Source organism: Agrobacterium sp. fls2-241-TYG-188a, from assembly GCF_030209845.1.
The window spans coordinates 657,989-673,897 of the sequence record NZ_JARVRD010000002.1 but is presented as its reverse complement, the minus strand read 5'-3'; the positions used below and the strand labels follow the sequence as shown (position 1 = coordinate 673,897).

The 15,909-nt window shown below is 56.0% G+C and carries 16 protein-coding genes and 1 tRNA gene; 10 read left to right on the top strand and 7 right to left on the bottom strand.

Annotated elements, in window-relative coordinates:
- Positions 1–113: 113 nt before the first annotated feature.
- Positions 114–2,150 (top strand): HWE histidine kinase domain-containing protein, encoded by a 2,037-nt coding sequence (locus tag QRN85_RS10050; RefSeq protein WP_284757757.1) that lies wholly within the window; start codon positions 114–116, stop codon positions 2,148–2,150.
- Positions 2,151–2,198: 48 nt separating this feature from the next.
- Here QRN85_RS10050 and smpB read toward each other — a convergent pair whose 3' ends face one another.
- Positions 2,199–2,681 carry an SsrA-binding protein SmpB gene (gene smpB / locus QRN85_RS10045; RefSeq protein WP_062586928.1) on the bottom strand — a complete coding sequence of 161 codons (483 nt, stop codon included), beginning with the start codon at positions 2,679–2,681 and terminating at the stop codon, positions 2,199–2,201.
- 115 nt (positions 2,682–2,796) lie between these two features.
- On the bottom strand, positions 2,797–3,681 hold the full coding sequence (gene dapA, locus QRN85_RS10040) for a 4-hydroxy-tetrahydrodipicolinate synthase (protein ID WP_284757756.1): 885 nt from the start codon (positions 3,679–3,681) through the stop codon (positions 2,797–2,799).
- Positions 3,682–4,056: 375 nt separating this feature from the next.
- Between dapA and QRN85_RS10035 the strand changes: the two genes are divergently transcribed.
- On the top strand, positions 4,057–6,129 hold the full coding sequence (locus tag QRN85_RS10035; RefSeq protein ID WP_284757755.1) for a lytic transglycosylase domain-containing protein: 2,073 nt from the start codon (positions 4,057–4,059) through the stop codon (positions 6,127–6,129).
- Positions 6,130–6,342: 213 nt separating this feature from the next.
- Here QRN85_RS10035 and QRN85_RS10030 read toward each other — a convergent pair whose 3' ends face one another.
- Together QRN85_RS10030 and QRN85_RS10025 are read right to left on the bottom strand one after the other, a co-directional pair.
- Complete coding sequence (locus QRN85_RS10030) at positions 6,343–7,419, bottom strand: porin (RefSeq protein ID WP_284757754.1); 1,077 nt, start codon at positions 7,417–7,419, stop codon at positions 6,343–6,345.
- 306 nt (positions 7,420–7,725) lie between these two features.
- Entirely contained in the window at positions 7,726–8,853 is a 1,128-nt protein-coding gene (locus QRN85_RS10025; protein WP_284757753.1) for a porin, read from the bottom strand.
- Positions 8,854–8,987: 134 nt separating this feature from the next.
- On the opposite strand from QRN85_RS10025, the gene QRN85_RS10020 reads away from it, so the two are divergent.
- The 4 genes from QRN85_RS10020 to QRN85_RS10005 all read left to right on the top strand — a co-directional run bounded on the left by QRN85_RS10020 (position 8,988) and on the right by QRN85_RS10005 (position 10,224).
- Complete coding sequence (locus QRN85_RS10020) at positions 8,988–9,350, top strand: hypothetical protein (RefSeq protein WP_284757752.1); 363 nt, start codon at positions 8,988–8,990, stop codon at positions 9,348–9,350.
- Positions 9,351–9,422: 72 nt separating this feature from the next.
- Positions 9,423–9,513 (top strand) — tRNA-Ser (locus QRN85_RS10015).
- A gap of 105 nt (positions 9,514–9,618) precedes the next feature.
- A complete protein-coding gene (locus tag QRN85_RS10010; RefSeq protein WP_122070792.1) occupies positions 9,619–9,969 on the top strand; it encodes a hypothetical protein in 351 nt (116 codons plus the stop codon).
- A gap of 78 nt (positions 9,970–10,047) precedes the next feature.
- A complete protein-coding gene (locus QRN85_RS10005) occupies positions 10,048–10,224 on the top strand; it encodes a hypothetical protein (protein WP_284757750.1) in 177 nt (58 codons plus the stop codon).
- Positions 10,225–10,226: 2 nt separating this feature from the next.
- Here QRN85_RS10005 and QRN85_RS10000 read toward each other — a convergent pair whose 3' ends face one another.
- Positions 10,227–11,021: an aldolase/citrate lyase family protein gene (locus tag QRN85_RS10000; RefSeq protein WP_284757748.1), complete on the bottom strand. Its 795-nt coding sequence runs from the start codon at positions 11,019–11,021 to the stop codon at positions 10,227–10,229.
- A gap of 12 nt (positions 11,022–11,033) precedes the next feature.
- Positions 11,034–12,251, bottom strand: a complete 1,218-nt coding sequence (locus QRN85_RS09995; RefSeq protein WP_284757747.1) for an NAD(P)/FAD-dependent oxidoreductase — start codon at positions 12,249–12,251, stop codon at positions 11,034–11,036.
- Between the two features lie 282 nt (positions 12,252–12,533).
- On the opposite strand from QRN85_RS09995, the gene QRN85_RS09990 reads away from it, so the two are divergent.
- Both QRN85_RS09990 and QRN85_RS09985 read left to right on the top strand, forming a co-directional pair.
- A complete protein-coding gene (locus QRN85_RS09990) occupies positions 12,534–12,887 on the top strand; it encodes a hypothetical protein (protein WP_062586923.1) in 354 nt (117 codons plus the stop codon).
- A 136-nt stretch (positions 12,888–13,023) separates the two neighbouring features.
- Positions 13,024–14,136, top strand: a complete 1,113-nt coding sequence (locus QRN85_RS09985) for a pyridoxal phosphate-dependent aminotransferase (RefSeq protein WP_284757746.1) — start codon at positions 13,024–13,026, stop codon at positions 14,134–14,136.
- A gap of 228 nt (positions 14,137–14,364) precedes the next feature.
- Here QRN85_RS09985 and QRN85_RS09980 read toward each other — a convergent pair whose 3' ends face one another.
- Positions 14,365–14,631, bottom strand: coding sequence for an SEL1-like repeat protein (locus QRN85_RS09980; RefSeq protein ID WP_062586921.1), 267 nt, complete (start codon positions 14,629–14,631; stop codon positions 14,365–14,367).
- Positions 14,632–15,138: 507 nt separating this feature from the next.
- On the opposite strand from QRN85_RS09980, the gene QRN85_RS09975 reads away from it, so the two are divergent.
- Together QRN85_RS09975 and QRN85_RS09970 are read left to right on the top strand one after the other, a co-directional pair.
- Positions 15,139–15,477, top strand: coding sequence for a DUF2147 domain-containing protein (locus QRN85_RS09975; protein ID WP_284757744.1), 339 nt, complete (start codon positions 15,139–15,141; stop codon positions 15,475–15,477).
- A 102-nt stretch (positions 15,478–15,579) separates the two neighbouring features.
- Positions 15,580–15,876: a hypothetical protein gene (locus QRN85_RS09970; RefSeq protein ID WP_284757742.1), complete on the top strand. Its 297-nt coding sequence runs from the start codon at positions 15,580–15,582 to the stop codon at positions 15,874–15,876.
- The last annotated feature ends 33 nt before the right edge of the window (positions 15,877–15,909 follow it).

The following is a 15,909-nucleotide window of genomic DNA, read 5'->3' as shown; positions in this document are numbered from 1 at the left end:
TTCAGTTCATTCTTTTTTTCTTATGATAATGCTGCGGATTATTGTATCAAATTACCGAATGATCGGCTGCTTCGGGCCGGCGCGGCAATGAAAGCAGCAGATTACAAAAGCCCATGGAAGGTATCGCGTCTAAAGAACAACGCCGTCTGGCGGCGCTGGAAAGCTACAACGTCCTTGATACCCCGCGTGAGCAGGACTTCGATGACATAGCGCAACTCGCCTCCACGATTTGCGGAACGCCGATTGCAGTTGTCAATCTGATCGGTGAGGACAGGCAGTTCTTCAAGGCAGAGGTTGGTTTGGGCGTCCGCGAAACGCCCATCGACAGTTCATTTTGCGCAAAAGCGATTCTTGAGCAGGATTTCATGATGGTGGCGGATGCCACCAAAGACCCGCGCTTCAACTGCAATCCTCTCGTCACCGGCCAACCCAATATTCGTTTCTACGCGGGTGCGCTCCTCAAATCCGACGACGATCTGGCGATTGGAACGGTTTGCGTTCTTGGCTATGAGCCGAAGCAATTGAGCGAAGACCAGAAACGGTCTCTTCAGGCATTGGCAAGGCAGGTCATGTCTCAACTTGAGTTGCGACGCACCATGCAGGGCATGTCGCATGATCTGGCACTGGAGCGCCGTCTTTCAGCAAAACGTCAGATCCGCGCATCCAAGGTCGGAGCCAAGAACGAAGAGCTGCTCGTTAATGACGCCCGTTCCAAGGCCGCCCATGACGCAGGCCGCATCGGCATATTCGAAGTCGATATCGAAACCAACGACATGATTGTATCTGAGGAATTCTGCCGCATCTTCGGTGTCCCCTCGCAGCGCAATTATAATGCATCCGTATTTCAGAAACTCATTATCGACGAGGACAAGAAGACGGCTTCCGAAGCCGCCAGCAGCGGCGATGCCAACGCGCCTTTGAGCGTCGAATACCGCATCCGGCGTGGAAACGACCAGCGTGTTCGCTGGGTCGCCCGCCGCGCGCAATTCATTGAAGACGATCTGGGAAGACCGTCCAAGATGATCGGCGTCGTCATCGATGTTACCGACTCCAAGCGCAAGGACGCCCGTATCGCGGCGCTTCTGACATTGGGTGACCGCCTGCGGGTCGGCAAGACGGTCGAAGACATATCCCGCATAGCATCGGAGATTCTGGCCGAGGGACTGTCCGTCACCCGCGCCGGTTATGCATCGATCAACAGCGCCACAGGCAATCTCTTCGTCGAATTCAACTGGCTTGCCGCTGGCGTACCATCGATTGCCGGGCATCACGCTTTGAACGAATTCTCCGCAACCATCGACCGGCTCGATGTTGGCGACACCTTGGCCGTGCCGAACGTGAACGCTGCAAGCTGGTTGGAAGCGGATCTTGAATCCTATGCCGCGCTGGGCGTCCGCTCCTTCGTCAAGGTTCCTATCATCGATCGCGGCGTTCTCGTCGGCGTTCTCTTTGCGCATGATTCGAAGCCGCGTTTCTGGAGCAAGCTTGAGCTGGATTTCGCCTGGGGCGTCGCAGACAGGGCCTATGCAGCAATAGCCCGGTTGAACGCCGAGTCTGAACAGCGCCTGCTGAACCAGGAACTCAGTCACCGCCTCAAGAACACGCTTTCCATCGTTCAGGCCATTGCCGCACAGACCCTGCGCAATGTCACTGAAAAGGATGCCGTCGCCGCCTTTAACGGCCGCCTGCACGCGCTAAGCTCCGCCCATGATGTGCTGCTTCAGCAATCATGGTCGACGGCACGGCTCCGCGACGTTATCGGCAAGGTCATGCATCTTCATGCCACCGATGGCAAGATCGTCATCTCTGGCCCTGAGGTTCCGCTCGGCCCCAAGGCCGGTCTCTCATTATCGCTGCTGCTGCACGAGTTGGGAACGAACGCCATAAAGTATGGCGCACTCTCAACCGACGCAGGCACCGTCAACATCAGCTGGCATGTCTCTGACGATTCGGAAAAGCCGATTTTGACCCTGAAATGGGAAGAGAAAGGCGGCCCACCCGCGACCGAGCCTGAGCGTAGAGGATTTGGCTCACGCCTTATCCGCATGGGCATCGCAGGGACAGGCGATGTCGAGAAAAACTTCACGCCATCAGGCCTGATTGCGACCTTCCGCGCGCCGCTCTCACTGGTCATGGAGCTTGGAGAATAGCCGGCGGATCAAGCGGCCCGCTACACATCGCAACGCCGATGTGGCGGTTTAGCTTGCGCCACCCTTGAGAAGACGGGATTTCTGGCGGTTCCAGTCCCGTTCCTTCTCCGTCTCGCGCTTGTCGTGCAGCTTCTTGCCCTTGGCGAGCGCCAGTTCCAGCTTCGCCCTGCCCTTGTCGTTGAAGTAGATCTTCAGCGGCACAAGCGTCATGCCTTCGCGGTTGATGCCAACGCGCATCCGGTTGATCTCGCGCTTAGACAGCAGAAGTTTGCGGCGCCGGCGCGGTTCATGATTGAAACGGTTGGCCTGCAGATATTCCGGTAGATGCGAATTGATCAGCCAGATTTCATTGCCTTCGTCCGATGCATAGGATTCGGCAATATTGGCCTTGCCTTCGCGTAGTGACTTCACCTCGGTTCCAGTCAGCACAATGCCAGCCTCGTATGTATCGAGGATTTCATAGTTGAAGCGAGCCTTGCGGTTTTCCGCAACGATCTTGTTCACCACACGCTGACTGCCTTTGGGGGCCATTTTTCAATCCGTATATATTCTGGAGCCGCAACGATCTGCGGGTCGATGCCCCCTATGTAGTGGCCGGGGCTCGAAAAGTGAAGGTGCGCAATTGCCAGCGCACCTTCTATCCTTGCTAGTGCATAAGGCCTGCGTGTTTCAACGCAGCATCGATCGCTGCCTCTGTTGCAGGCTCAAGCGTGTCCATCAGTGGCGAGCGGACCTTGCGGCTGCCATTGCGGGTACGCGACAGAGCGTATTTCGTACCGCAAACGCCCGGCTCCATGAAGATTGCCTTGTGCAGCGGCATCAGCCGGTCCTGATATTCGAGGGCGCGCGCATAATCGCCCGCAAGTGTCGCCGCCTGGAACTCCGCACACAGACGCGGCGCGACATTGGCCGCCACCGAAATACAGCCAACGCCGCCATGTGCGTTAAAGCCAAGCGCCGTCGCATCTTCGCCGGACAATTGGACGAAGTCCTTCCCACAGGCAATACGCTGTTCCGAGACGCGGTCGATCTTGCCGGTCGCATCTTTCACGCCAACGATGTTCTTGTGAGCTTTGGCAAGCGCGCCCATCGTCTCCGGCGTCATGTCGATGACGGAGCGCGGCGGGATGTTATAGATGATGATCGGCAGCGTCACCGCTTGGGCGATTGCGGAAAAATGTGCAAACAGACCCTTTTGCGTTGGCTTGTTGTAATAGGGCGTGACGACCAGCAGGGCATCGGCTCCCACTTCCTGCGCGTGGAGCGCGAGCTCAATGGCTTCATGCGTGTTGTTGGAGCCTGCACCAGCGATGACAGGAACCCGTTTGGCCGCCGTTTCTACGCACAATTCAACGACACGTTTGTGCTCGTCATGGGACAGGGTCGGAGATTCCCCTGTGGTGCCGACGGGCACAAGGCCGCTGCTGCCTTCAGCAATTTGCCACTCCACATGGGCGGCAAACGCCGTTTCGTCCACAGCGCCATCGGCGGTGAACGGCGTAATGAGGGCGGGAATGGATCCCTTGAACATGCAAAACTCCTTGCGGTGAGCCAGTTCATGCTTCAGCCGCATTCCTTGGTTAAAACGCTGTCACATTAGTGTGGGGCCAAGCGACCGACAAGCTGTTTACAGCGCCTTTTGGGCCTTCGAATGCAAATAGTTTCAGAGCTTGTGCATAAGCGGCATTCCAACGCTTAAAACCCTGCAACATCGGTGAAAGACACGCCATCTGACCGATATTTGATCGAATGCGAGGCTTATGGGTAAGGTTTCGTTAAGGATGAAAGCCGCTAATGAAGGGGTATGATCCGCTAAAGGGCCTGGCTGGAAGAAGCCTCCCTTTATGCAGGCTTTAAAGGAGGTTGGGGCGCACCTATATGCTGCTCCAAAGTCGCGGGTAGAGGCATGAAGAAAACAGCTTTAGGCTTGATGGCAGCCGGTCTCGCCGCAACCGTGTGGACCGCATGGGCGGGCGCTGCGCCCGAAGGCCTTGTTCCCCTTCCTTTCGTCAAACCCGATGCGCCGACGGTGCCTGCCTTCCTGCCTGCGACGCCGGAGGTTACTGGCTCCATAATCAGACCCAACAATCCGCTTGATGTCCGCGACCTCAAAGCCGGGCTCGATGCTCTTTCCAGCCGGGATGTGGCGCGCGCGGTCTCCATCCGCAACGCACTCGCGCCCACAGCTCTCGACCGCCACATTCTCACATGGGCCATTGCTATCTCCGGGCAGAGAGATGTGACCTTTAGCGAGATTGCAGCTGCTCAGAAGGAACTTGCAGGCTGGCCCGGCGTGACGATTTTCCGCGCAAATGCCGAACGCGCCCTGCTGCGTGAAAACCCGCCAGCCCCTCAGGTCCTTGCGGCCTTCGGCACCAACCCACCGGAAACCCCGGAGGGCAAGGTGGCCTTGGCACTGGCCATGAAGGCTTCCGGCCATCTTCCACAGGCGCAACAACTCGTTCGCCAGCTGTGGATCAGCGAGGGGATGGATACTGATCTGGAAGATCGCGTGATGGATCAGTTTCCATCCGAATTGTCTGCCGCCGACCATAAGGCGCGGATGGATTACCTCATGTATAAAAGCCGTGTCAGCCAGGCGAAGCGTTTCGGAGACCTCGGCAAGGCGCAATCTCTCTACACCGCTTGGGCAGCTGTGCTCCAGCGAACCAAGAACGCGCCGGCCGCGCTGAACAGCGTAGCATCATCCCTTCGCAACGACCCCGCCTATCTGTTCGCGCGCGTAGAAAACCTGCGGCATCAGCAGAAATATGAGGACGCTGCCAAGCTTCTGGCACAGGCGCCGACTGACCCGGCGAAGCTCGTCAACCCTGGCGAATGGTGGAACGAGCGCCGCATCATTGCGCGTGGCCTCGCCGACCTCGGTGATTTTGCCCAAGCCTATACGATCTCGGCCAACCATTCCGCTACGTCGCCGGTGGATGTCGCGGATGCGGAATTTCATGCTGGCTGGTACGCGCTGCGAGCACTGCAAGATCCGGCCTCAGCGGCAAAGCACTTCAACGCACTTCTTGCCACCTCGAACAAGCCCTTGTCATCATCGCGCGCCTATTACTGGCTGGGGCGCGCCGCAGAAGCTGGCGGACCGGGAGATGCGCGTGACTATTTCACCCGCGCCGCCGCGCACCCCGGCACGTTTTATGGCCAACTCGCAGCCGCCCGAATCGGCACGAGCACGATCAATGTCGCCTATCCGACACCGACAGAAGGCGACCGGCAGCATTTTGCCGAACGGGAAGCTGTACGAGCCATCGAGCGACTCGAAAGTGCCGGATACGGCTGGCGTGCGGACAGCCTTTACCGGGCGCTTGCCGAACAGATTGACAGTCCCGGCGAACTGGCGATCCTCGCATCGCGCGCCGAAAGCAAGAACAGTCACCAGGTGTCACTGCAGATCGGCAAGACCGCCTTCGGTCGTGGCATAGATGCAGCCGCCCTCGCCTACCCCATCGGCGTCATTCCCGGCACGGCCAATATTTCCGGCTCGGGCAAGGCACTCGCCTACGCGATTGCCAGACAGGAAAGCGCCTTCAACCCCTCTGCCGTATCGCCCGCCAATGCGCGCGGCCTGTTGCAGCTTTTGCCCGGGACAGCCAAGGGGGTCGCCAGCCGTCACGGCATGGAGTTCACGCAAGCCAAACTCACATCCGACGCTGGTTACAACGCGACCCTCGGCGCCCATTATCTTGGCGAACAAATCGAAAGCTTCGGCGGCTCCTACATTCTCACCTTCATAGCCTATAATGCAGGGCCAAAACGCGTGACGGAGTGGATCAATCGCTACGGCGACCCGCGCGGCAAATCCATTGATGACGTGGTCGACTGGATCGAACGCATCCCCTTTCCCGAAACCCGCAATTATGTTCAGCGGGTAATGGAGAACTATCAGGTCTACAAAACGCGCCTTGGCGAAAAAACAGACATCGTCACCGACCTTCGCAACGGCCGCTCCGGGTAGAACGCCACATATTTGGCAACGCAGAATTTGAGGCGGCGCGCCAGCAGTATTCGCTCTCGCCCTCCCCGCTCGCGCACCCGCACCCGCTTTGTCACCGCAGCCCGCGGCCAAACTGCAAATCGATGACGTGCGCGATCGGACCTTGCTTCGTTAAAATAAAAAAAGCCCGGCTCTAAAGCCGGGCTTTCCATCACTAACCTAAGTCAGATCAGATTAGAAGTCGCGCTGCAGGCGAACGAAGCCTGTCCAGAATTCCGGACGGTTGTCTTCGTCGTAGTAGTTTGCAGTTACCTTAGTCGACAGACCCTGAGTGATCTTGTAGTCAACAGTCAGACCAGCAGTCCAAGCGTCATTGCTCGACCAGTCAGCGTTCACGATGGAGTAGCCATCGGTCGCGTCCTTGACAGCAACGTTACCAAGCCACTGAGCACCGGGTGTGATCGTCAGCTTGTCGGTGGCCTTGATGGCATATTCAGCCGCCACAGTCCATTCAGACAAAGCGTAGTAGGAGTTTACGCCAGAAGCGTATACACCTGCGAGACCAAGCGTACCAGGACCGATATCGGCAGTTGCGATCAGGCGGACAGCGCCTTCTTCACGGTCAACGTCATAGCCGCCGATCAGAGAAACTGCAGCAGAACCGAACTTACCAGCCAAGCTACCGGAAATACCTACGTTGTTGTCAACGTTTCCGAGAGCCGCGTCATTGCCGTAGGAAATGCCTTCGAGTTCATCAACCGAGAGACCGGCAGAAAACGAACCAGCATCGTAGACATAACGAACCGAGTTAAACAGAGTGCTAGACGAAAGCAGGTCTGTTTCACCAGACAGATCGTCATCCCACCAGTTGTACTGCTTACCAACGCGCAGACCACCAAGTTCGATGAATGCCTGGTTTACAGCAAATGTACTGCTGCCTGAAGAACTAGCATCGGCATCGCCACGGAAACCAATGAAGCCGCGCAGAGCACCGAGTTCGGTGTCCGTACGTGTGTCAACTTCGAACTGAGCGCGTGTGAACGAATCCCAATCGGAATTTCCGCCGTTCTGTGTGCCAGCAGAGGAACCGCCGTTACCGCGCTGGAAATCCGTCTGGAAACGGACATAACCTTGGAACTTCAAGCAGGTTTCGGTGCCTGGGATGTAGAAGAATCCAGTGCCGAAAGCATCGCAAACGCGAACGTATTCGAGGGGCTCAGGCTCTGCTGCGACGATAGCGTCAGCGGCCTGTGCGCCGGATACTGCTGCGAGAGCTGCAGCGGAGCCGATCAAAAGGCTCTTAATGTTCATATTGACCTCCAGTCAAAATCGAATGAGCAGCGAGTGGGAAATACAAATAAATTAAAATGCCGCTCTGAGATTGATTACATCCAAAAGAGTGGATTCGCGCAATCAAGAAGGAAACAATTTCGTCACAAATCAAACTGCTTCTCGTCGCCCTGTTGCCGTTTCGCTACAGAAGACCGCTCAAGGCGCCAACTTCCTAACACAAGATTAACGTCCATTGATAAAACTTGCGGCAAGGAAGAGAGAAGCATAAAAGCAAAAGCCCGGCTTCGCAGCCGGGCTTCAGTCAATCCTGCAAATCAGATCAGATTAGAACTTACGCTCAAGACGGACGAAACCGTTAACCTGGTCGTCGCGCTCATCTTCGTCAAAGTAGTTAACCGCAACCTTGGTTGTAAGACCGTCTGTGATCTTGTAGTCAACAGTTACGCCAGCCTGCCACGCGTCACGGTTTGACCAATCGTTGCTACGAACTGCGTCGCCTGCGCCAGTGATTGCGGTACCATTTACCAGAACACCCGTGCCGGTGGCGCGAGCATCAGCAACACTGCCGAACCACTGTGCACCTGGAGTGATCTTCAAACGGTCAGTTGCCTTGATGGCATATTCCGCAGCAACGGCCCACTCGGAAACATTGTAATACGCGTTACCACCGGAAGCGTAAACACCCGACAGACCAAGCGTACCTGGACCGACTTCTGCAGTTGCGATCAGACGGACTGCACCTTCTTCTTGATCCGTGTCGTAGCCGCCGATGAACTGAAGCGTTACGCCACCAAACTTGCCACCGATTCCTGCCGCGATGCCAACATTGTTGTCGTTTTCAGCAGGTATAGCGGTCAACGTTGGGAGAACGGCGCCATCTCTGAGCTGACTATTCACACCTTCAAGTTCGTCAACCGATACACCAACCCAGAATGAACCTGCGTCGTATGTATAACGGATGGAGTTGAAAAGAGCGTTGCTCGAAAGAACGTCAGTTTCACCAGAGAGACCATCATCCCACCAGCTGTAGAACTTACCAACCTTAAGTCCACCAAGCTCGATGAACGCCTGGTTGACGGCAACTGTGCTGGAACCAGAAGAACCCTGGTCAGCATTGCCGCGGAAGCCGATGAAGCCGCGCAGAGCGCCGAGCTCTGTGTCGGTCTTCGTGTCAACTTCGAACTGGGCGCGCGTGAAGGAGTCCCAGTCAGATGTACCACGGCCCGCAGTCGATTCATTACGACCGAAATCGGTCTGGAAACGAACGTAGCCGCCGAACTTCAGGCAGGTTTCGGTGCCTGGGATGTAGAAGAAGCCGGTGCCGAAAGCGTCGCAAACGCGGACGTATTCGAGGGGCTCAGGCTCTGCAGCGACGATAGCGTCAGCGGCCTGTGCGCCGGATACTGCTGCGAGAGCCGCAGCGGAGCCGATCAAAAGGCTCTTGATGTTCATGTTGACCTCCAGTCAAGTTTCAAAAAGGGTTTGGGTTCTTTTGCTGAAGGACAGCATTCCCTGCCCCATTCCCATGTATTGAAAACGGACGATCCACCGCCGCGCTTCCGTTTGTGAAAATACTAAAGGATTAAATGCTTGCAATCGGCAAACACCGCAGGACCGAGTTTGCTGGACCGCTTCATTTTTCGATGTTGCTGAAAAAACACATTTTAGTGATCGCTATCGTTCAAAATTTACAAATCTTTAAAAAGCCCAGTCGATTCCGTAGCTTAAAGGCTGAAATCGGCGCTCTAATATTTCAAAAATATGACACTCCGCAACGATTCTGGACTCATGGGCATCTTTCGCTGTCGGGGTGCGGAGCCGACACTGTGAGCTCAGGAACTCCGACTCACTTGCAGTCGGTGCGTCATTTCGATTCGGATCCTGCCCTGCGTCAGTTTTTCGTCCGCGATCGCGTTAGAGCCGTCAGCGTCAGTCAAAATGGGGAGTGATAGCGGGTCTTTTTCATCTTTTGGAGAAAAGCCCTTGCATTCACATTTTTTACGCAATAATCAGGCGGCACCGGAGAGGTGGCCGAGTGGTCGAAGGCGCTCCCCTGCTAAGGGAGTATACGTCAAAAGCGTATCGTGGGTTCGAATCCCATCCTCTCCGCCATCATCCAAAATCCCCACATACCTTTGCTTCTTTGTTGTTGCGGCGCGGAACATTTGTTTTGCCCACTGCGTTACCACCTCGACCAACAGCAAAGGGTGATTTCAAATGGCTCAGACCAAATTGAACGTTGTGGAAGACACAGTCGAGAATCAGATCGCCGAGCTCCGCTCGCAGATTGCATCTCTTTCCAAGTCGGTATCGGCGCGTGCGGGCACACTGTCCAACGATGCCTCCGAATTTGTCGATGAAGCCCGTGGCCGCGTTCAGCGCGTTGCTCAGACCGCGGCGCAGACAGTCAAGGCTCAAGGACATAACGTTGTTGAAGCAGCCCGCGAAAATCCAGGCACGGCAACATCGCTGCTGACGGTGGTCGGCGCGCTCGGCTTCGCGCTCGGATATTTTGTGGCAAATGCAGCCCAGGACCAGAAGAGCAGCAGCTTCTATCGCTGGCGCTAAGAGTGCCTGAGAATTTAGAGGGTGAGGAGGTCATGCTTCCTCACCCTTTTTCCGTTTTTGAACGTAGGGAGAGATCAATTGCAGTTTGAAGATGAAGTCGAAACAGCGCTCGCCGCATTCTCCAATGAGAATCATATGGCGCGGGAAGATGCGATCAAAAGAATCGTTCGCGAATATCTTATCCGCGAAGGGTTTCTGTTTTCCGGTCAGGAAGGCATCCATCCAGCAAAGTTGAATGCCAGTAACGACGGCTGATCCTAGTAGCTGGAAGACTTTTTGACATCGCCACCTTTATATCGCGCGCAAAGCGCCCGGATGGCGCTTGAAAACTCCGTAACATCGGCGCCAACCGCAACGAAGGTCGCGCCGAGTTCCAGATAACGACGGTTATATGCCTCGTTAAAGGTCAATATTCCTGCTGCCTTTCCGGCGGCAACGATTTTCGTAATCGCTCCTTCTATGGCTTGTTGGACTTCCACTTCATCGATTTTGCCGAGATAGCCCATATCCGCGGCCAGATCAGCGGGGCCGATAAAGACGCCGTCGATACCCTTCACTTTAAGTATGTCGTCGAGGTTCGAAAGCGCAGCTTTCGTTTCCGCCTGCACCAGAAGACAAAGACCGTCCGAGGCCGTCTCGGCGTAATTCTCGATCGTGTTGAAACCAGATGCCCTCGCAACCACGGCACCCATTCCACGTATGCCGCGCGGCGGATAATGCATGGCAGCGACAAGAGCCTCCGCTTGGGCAACGGTATCGACCATTGGGATGAGGAGCGTACGGGCTCCAGCGTCGAGAAGCTGTTTGATGATCCAGCTTTCGCCGGTCGGCACACGCACCACAGGTTCTGCAGTGGAAGTGGCGAGCGCTCGCAATTGATCAATGATGCTGCGCAGGTCGTTAGGGCCATGTTCACCATCGATGACCAGCCAGTCGAAACCGGCGGTCCCGGCAATTTCAGCGGTAATGGCCTCACCCATATCCAGCCAGAGACCGATTTGCGCCTTTCCCTGCTGAATGGCGGATTTGAAGTGGTTGGGAGAAGCGGGCATGGGAGCAGTCCTTTACGCCAGAAGAAGTTTCAGATCGGCGGAAGCGTCGGCAAGAACCGTACGGTCAGGCTCCCTACCCGTATCCAGCAGCTTCTTGCCGCTGACATAGGCCTTGGCGTCGTTGATCGCGTCGACAGCGAGGAACTTGCCCTGCCGGAAGTACCAGATGGAGTAGCTTCCCTCGCGCTGTCCCGGGCGAAGCACCGTCTCGTCATAGCCCGCGTTGTAACCGGCGATTTGCAGCTTCACATCATACTGATCGGACCAGAACCAAGGCTTCGGCGCGTATGCCCTTTCTTCGCCGGTCAGAACCACAGCCGCAGCCTCGGCCTGATCGACTGCGTTCTGCACGGATTCCAGCCTGACACGCCCGCCCTCCCAAGGCAGCGATGCGCAATCACCAACCGCATGAATGTCGGGGTCTGACGTGCGCGTATAGGAATCAACGAGGATGCCATTGCCGCTATCAAGACCAGAATCGCGTGCCAGCCGGTCATTGGGGGTAACGCCGATGCCGACGATGACGAAATCGACATCAAGTACCGTACCGTCGGAAAGCTCGGCAGAGGTGACGTGGCCATCCTTTCCATGCAGCCGCGTCAATCCGGTTTTCTCGATGATGGAAACGCCATTTGCCCGGTGAACATCGCGCATGATGGCTGCCGTATCAGCAGAGGCGACGCGTTGAAGAATACGGTCTGCCATTTCGATCAGCGTAACGTCCAGGCCGGCCTTCTTGGCAACTGCTGCCGCTTCCAGCCCGATATAGCCGCCACCGATCACCAGCAATTTGCGGCCCGGCTTCATTTCGCCCATCAGGCGGTCTGCGTCACGCTTGTCGCGAACGGTCAGGACGCCATCCAGATCTCCGCCGATTCCCGCTGGCAAGGTGCGTGGCGTTGCGCCTGTGGCCAGGACCAGCTTTTCATAAGACAGCTTGCTGCCATCCTGCATCCGCACGGTCTTGGCCGCACGGTCGATTTCCTCGACCCAGGTGGACAGGCGGATATCGACATCATTCTCGGCAAACCATTCGGCGGGACGAAACTCCAGCCGTTCGAAGGTCATCTCGCCCATCAGGTATTTCTTGGACAGAGGTGGCCTTTGATACGGCAAGACGTCTTCCGATCCGATCATCGTGATCGGTCTTTCGTCTTTTAAGGCACGAAGCTTTGCGCCAAGGGAAAAGGCGGCCTGCCCCGCTCCGACGATGACGAGTCTGCCTGCCATGTACTGCTCCATAGGTCTGTCATGCCAAAGGCGTAACGCTAAGTACGCCCCGCGTCAACTGCAGTGCTGGTGCATCATCCGGCACCATGGGACCCAATTGCGCCAGCTTGGCGCAACCTTTTGGGAGTAAACACGTTTCTGCACTGAAATCCGGTTCGGTTGCGAAGGGTGCTGTGGCAAAACAGGCCAGAAACGCTTCAATCCTAACGTTTTGATTCAGCCTTTGGCAATGAAGCGGGTGTATGATCAAATCCAGAACAAAAAGGCAATCGGGAGGTTGTCATGGCGCTCAACGTACACATCAATTCGCACGACGCCGTTCCTCAGGATGCAATGTATGAGAAATACAGCGTCGATCGTCCTGGCAAGATAACATTTATCGGCCATCACCTCAGCACGAAGAATACGATGCGCTGCTTAATCCGCAATATCTCCCTTTATGGCGCGGATATCGAGGTTAGCCCGCATCTTGACCTGCCGAACAACTTCTACCTTGAGGTTCTCGGCATCAGGGACGAAATCGGCTGTACGCTTATCCGGCGCGAGGAAGAACAGGCCACCGTTGGCTTCAACATGCTGATCGATGCGGAGTTCCTGCATCACGTCCGCCGGCTGAGCTTCGAAACGGCTCTCTGAAGCAAACCGCCGCTCCACGCAGCGTCAACGCTAAAAGACTTCAATAACCCCTGCAATATCCATGGCCCGCCTTGCGCGGGCCAATTTTGATTCTATTGTGTGGCCGTTGTTTCAACGGATAACGGAACTCTCTGAAATGTCCGCATTTTCGCGCTTCACGTCTCTCGCCGCTTCGCTCCCTTCTTCCGTGCCTTTCGTTGGTCCGGAAGCCATTGAGCGTAATCGCAAGCTGGCTGTAAAGGCGCGAATCGGTGCCAATGAGAGCGGTTTCGGCCCTGCGCCTTCGGTTCTTGAGGCCATTAAGCAGGCGGCGTCTGAGACCTGGATGTATGCCGATCCGGAAAACTTCGAACTGCGTGAGGCGCTGGCCATCTATCACGGTGTGTCCCGCGATAATATTGCCGTTGGCAGTGGCGTGGATGGCCTTCTTGGCGAAATCGTCCGGCTGGTGGTGGAGCCGGGAACGCCCGTTGTCACCTCCTTTGGCGGCTACCCCACATTCAATTATCATGTGAACGGATATGGCGGGCGTCTGGTGACGACACCCTATTTCGATGACCATGAAAATCTCGACGGGCTGCTTGATCTCGTCAAGAAAGAGAATGCGCCGCTGGTCTATTTCGCCAATCCGGATAATCCGATGGGCAGCTGGTGGGAAGCAAGCGAAGTCCTGACCTTCGCCAAGGCTCTGCCAGAAACCTGTCTGCTGGTGCTGGACGAAGCCTATTGCGAGACAGCACCGGAAAGCGCCATCCCCAGTGTGCGCGCCATGATCGGGATGCCGAATGTTCTGCGTATGCGCACCTTCTCCAAGGCCTATGGGCTGGCGGGCGCCCGCGTCGGTTACGCAATCGGCACACTGGGCAATGCGCAGGCTTTCGACAAGATCCGCAATCACTTCGGAATGTCCCGCGTTTCCGTGGCCGCCGCACTGGCGGCCCTAAAGGATCAGGCTTACCTGCGCGATGTGGTCAAACGCATCGCCAACGCCCGTGAACGCATTGCCACCATAGCGCGGCAGAACGGGCTGCGCCCCCTTCCCTCGGCAACAAATTTTGTGGCAATCGATTGTGGGCGGGATGGGGTCTACGCCAAGGCCATTGTTGATGGGCTCATGGAACACGGTGTCTTCATCCGAATGCCCGGTGTGGAACCACTCAACCGTTGCATCCGCGTCAGCGCAGCGCCGGATAGCAAGCTGAATCTTTTTGCCGAAGCGCTGCCGAAGGTTTTGAAGACATTGGGTTGATGAACCCCAAGCGCTCAGGCCAAGCATCTTGCCAACAAAAATAGAGAAACCGCGCCGGCCTTGTTTCTGCCGGTCGCGGTTTGATGTTCAGCGTGGATCTGGCTGTTCCCTGTACGGGGTTATTCTTTTTATGGTCCGGCCAGGACTGGAGGAACCAGCCGGAAGAAATGGCGATCTGTCGATCGCTCTGTCTTTTTGTTGCGCGTCAGTTGCCCCGGCGCGGTTTTGTCAGTGTGCAGTCATCCAGTCGCGGGCGGCGCGAAGTGCCGTTGCGAGGTCTGCCTTGGTCATGTTGCGGGCCAGATCGGCGCGCAGCGAGGCTGCCCGTTCCGAACCCTTGATAGCGGCGATGTTGAGCCATTTATGGGCAGCGATGAGGTCCACCGGGCAGCCGCGGCCTGTCGCATAGATCAGGCCGAGGTTGCAGAAGACGTCCGCGCGGCTTTGGCCACCGGCGACTGCCATTTCGATATCGCGAACTTCAAAGCGTGCCATTTTTTCTAATCCCTGTTTGCCCGTTAGCGTCGTGTCAGCGCCCCTCTTCGGAGGCTTTTTCGGTTCCGGCCTTGCCGTCTTCTGCGGCTTGTTCTGGCCTTTTCCGTTGGCAGATTTGCTCTGCTCTTTCGATGTCCCCACTATGCCAAACGGGCTTCAACGGGCGCTTAAAATCCATGATTAATGGGAGCCAAACAAAGTCCAAACGATTGGTAAAGTTGGGTTTTTGTTAAATATCACAGCCCCCGGAAATTAAGGACTTTGCGGACAATTTTACGAAAAGTTTACGGATGGAATTCAACCCTTTCGTAACCACGTCTCAAACAGGCATTTTTGCGATGATCGTTTTTACGAGGTCCGGACCGCGAAAAGCCGAGGTTTTTGCGAAGATCCATATTTCCTTTTACGTTCACGTAAACTATAAATTGCGGCGTCCGCGTGAGGAGATGCGGATGCCGGATCTTGCGCGACGTGAAGGTTTGGCCACAGCAGGATTGGGAGGTCCCTATGAAGAGAATGACGATACTTGCCGCTGCCGCGTTTTTGATGGGCAGCAGTGCCTATGCAGCGGAGGCTATCGAGGGCAACTGGAAAACGGCCAGCGGCGAGACCGCCGTGATCGCCCCATGCGGTTCAGCTTTCTGCGTAACGCTGAAAACCGGCAAGCACGCCGGAAAACAGATTGGCAAGATGAGCGGCAAGGGCAATAGCTATTCCGGCGAGATTACCGATCCCGCCAATGACAAGACCTATGCCGGCACCGGCACCGTTTCCGGTGGCTCGCTGAGCATGAAGGGCTGCGTGCTGAAAGTTCTGTGCAAGTCGCAGACGTGGTCGCGTCTGTAATCGGTGGACGATGTGGACGGGGCGAGGCTTCGTCCACATTGTTTGAATGAGGCACCAATGCCTTAAACACAATGAGCGATCTGGACGGTCTTCATATCCAAGATGATGATAGTTTTTGAAATCCTCATCAAAGCGGCAGCACTCGGCGCGCTTTCCCTGTTGATCCTGCACCAGATCGCGACGCAGGTGAGAGAGTACTATTTCTATAAGCAGAACGGCTGGGATTTTTCCATCGACAGCAATTTGGACAGGCTGAAGATCGATGAGAAGATTACCGTCTACAACCTGAACCTGACCAACTGGGAGCGGTTTTATCTGTTTCGCCCGTTCTATATCTTTATCATGATTGTACTTTTGGGCTTCATGATCTGGGCATCGTTTCAAAACCTGCCGTCCTAGCTGGCGAATGCACAACCCAAGGGTATATTCGCG

What these genes read in the sequence shown, in the direction of transcription:
- QRN85_RS10010 (WP_122070792.1), top strand. Translation starts at nt 9,619, where the DNA reads ATGGCTCAGACCAAATTGAACGTTGTGGAAGACACAGTCGAGAATCAG.
- QRN85_RS10050 (WP_284757757.1), top strand. Translation starts at nt 114, where the DNA reads ATGGAAGGTATCGCGTCTAAAGAACAACGCCGTCTGGCGGCGCTGGAA.
- QRN85_RS09980 (WP_062586921.1), bottom strand. Translation starts at nt 14,631, where the DNA reads ATGGCACGCTTTGAAGTTCGCGATATCGAAATGGCAGTCGCCGGTGGC.
- QRN85_RS09975 (WP_284757744.1), top strand. Translation starts at nt 15,139, where the DNA reads ATGAAGAGAATGACGATACTTGCCGCTGCCGCGTTTTTGATGGGCAGC.
- QRN85_RS10030 (WP_284757754.1), bottom strand. Translation starts at nt 7,419, where the DNA reads ATGAACATTAAGAGCCTTTTGATCGGCTCCGCTGCAGCTCTCGCAGCA.
- QRN85_RS09970 (WP_284757742.1), top strand. Translation starts at nt 15,580, where the DNA reads ATGATGATAGTTTTTGAAATCCTCATCAAAGCGGCAGCACTCGGCGCG.
- QRN85_RS09990 (WP_062586923.1), top strand. Translation starts at nt 12,534, where the DNA reads ATGGCGCTCAACGTACACATCAATTCGCACGACGCCGTTCCTCAGGAT.
- QRN85_RS09995 (WP_284757747.1), bottom strand. Translation starts at nt 12,251, where the DNA reads ATGGCAGGCAGACTCGTCATCGTCGGAGCGGGGCAGGCCGCCTTTTCC.
- QRN85_RS10000 (WP_284757748.1), bottom strand. Translation starts at nt 11,021, where the DNA reads ATGCCCGCTTCTCCCAACCACTTCAAATCCGCCATTCAGCAGGGAAAG.
- QRN85_RS10025 (WP_284757753.1), bottom strand. Translation starts at nt 8,853, where the DNA reads ATGAACATCAAGAGCCTTTTGATCGGCTCCGCTGCGGCTCTCGCAGCA.
- smpB (WP_062586928.1), bottom strand. Translation starts at nt 2,681, where the DNA reads ATGGCCCCCAAAGGCAGTCAGCGTGTGGTGAACAAGATCGTTGCGGAA.
- QRN85_RS09985 (WP_284757746.1), top strand. Translation starts at nt 13,024, where the DNA reads ATGTCCGCATTTTCGCGCTTCACGTCTCTCGCCGCTTCGCTCCCTTCT.
- QRN85_RS10035 (WP_284757755.1), top strand. Translation starts at nt 4,057, where the DNA reads ATGAAGAAAACAGCTTTAGGCTTGATGGCAGCCGGTCTCGCCGCAACC.
- QRN85_RS10020 (WP_284757752.1), top strand. Translation starts at nt 8,988, where the DNA reads ATGCTTGCAATCGGCAAACACCGCAGGACCGAGTTTGCTGGACCGCTT.
- dapA (WP_284757756.1), bottom strand. Translation starts at nt 3,681, where the DNA reads ATGTTCAAGGGATCCATTCCCGCCCTCATTACGCCGTTCACCGCCGAT.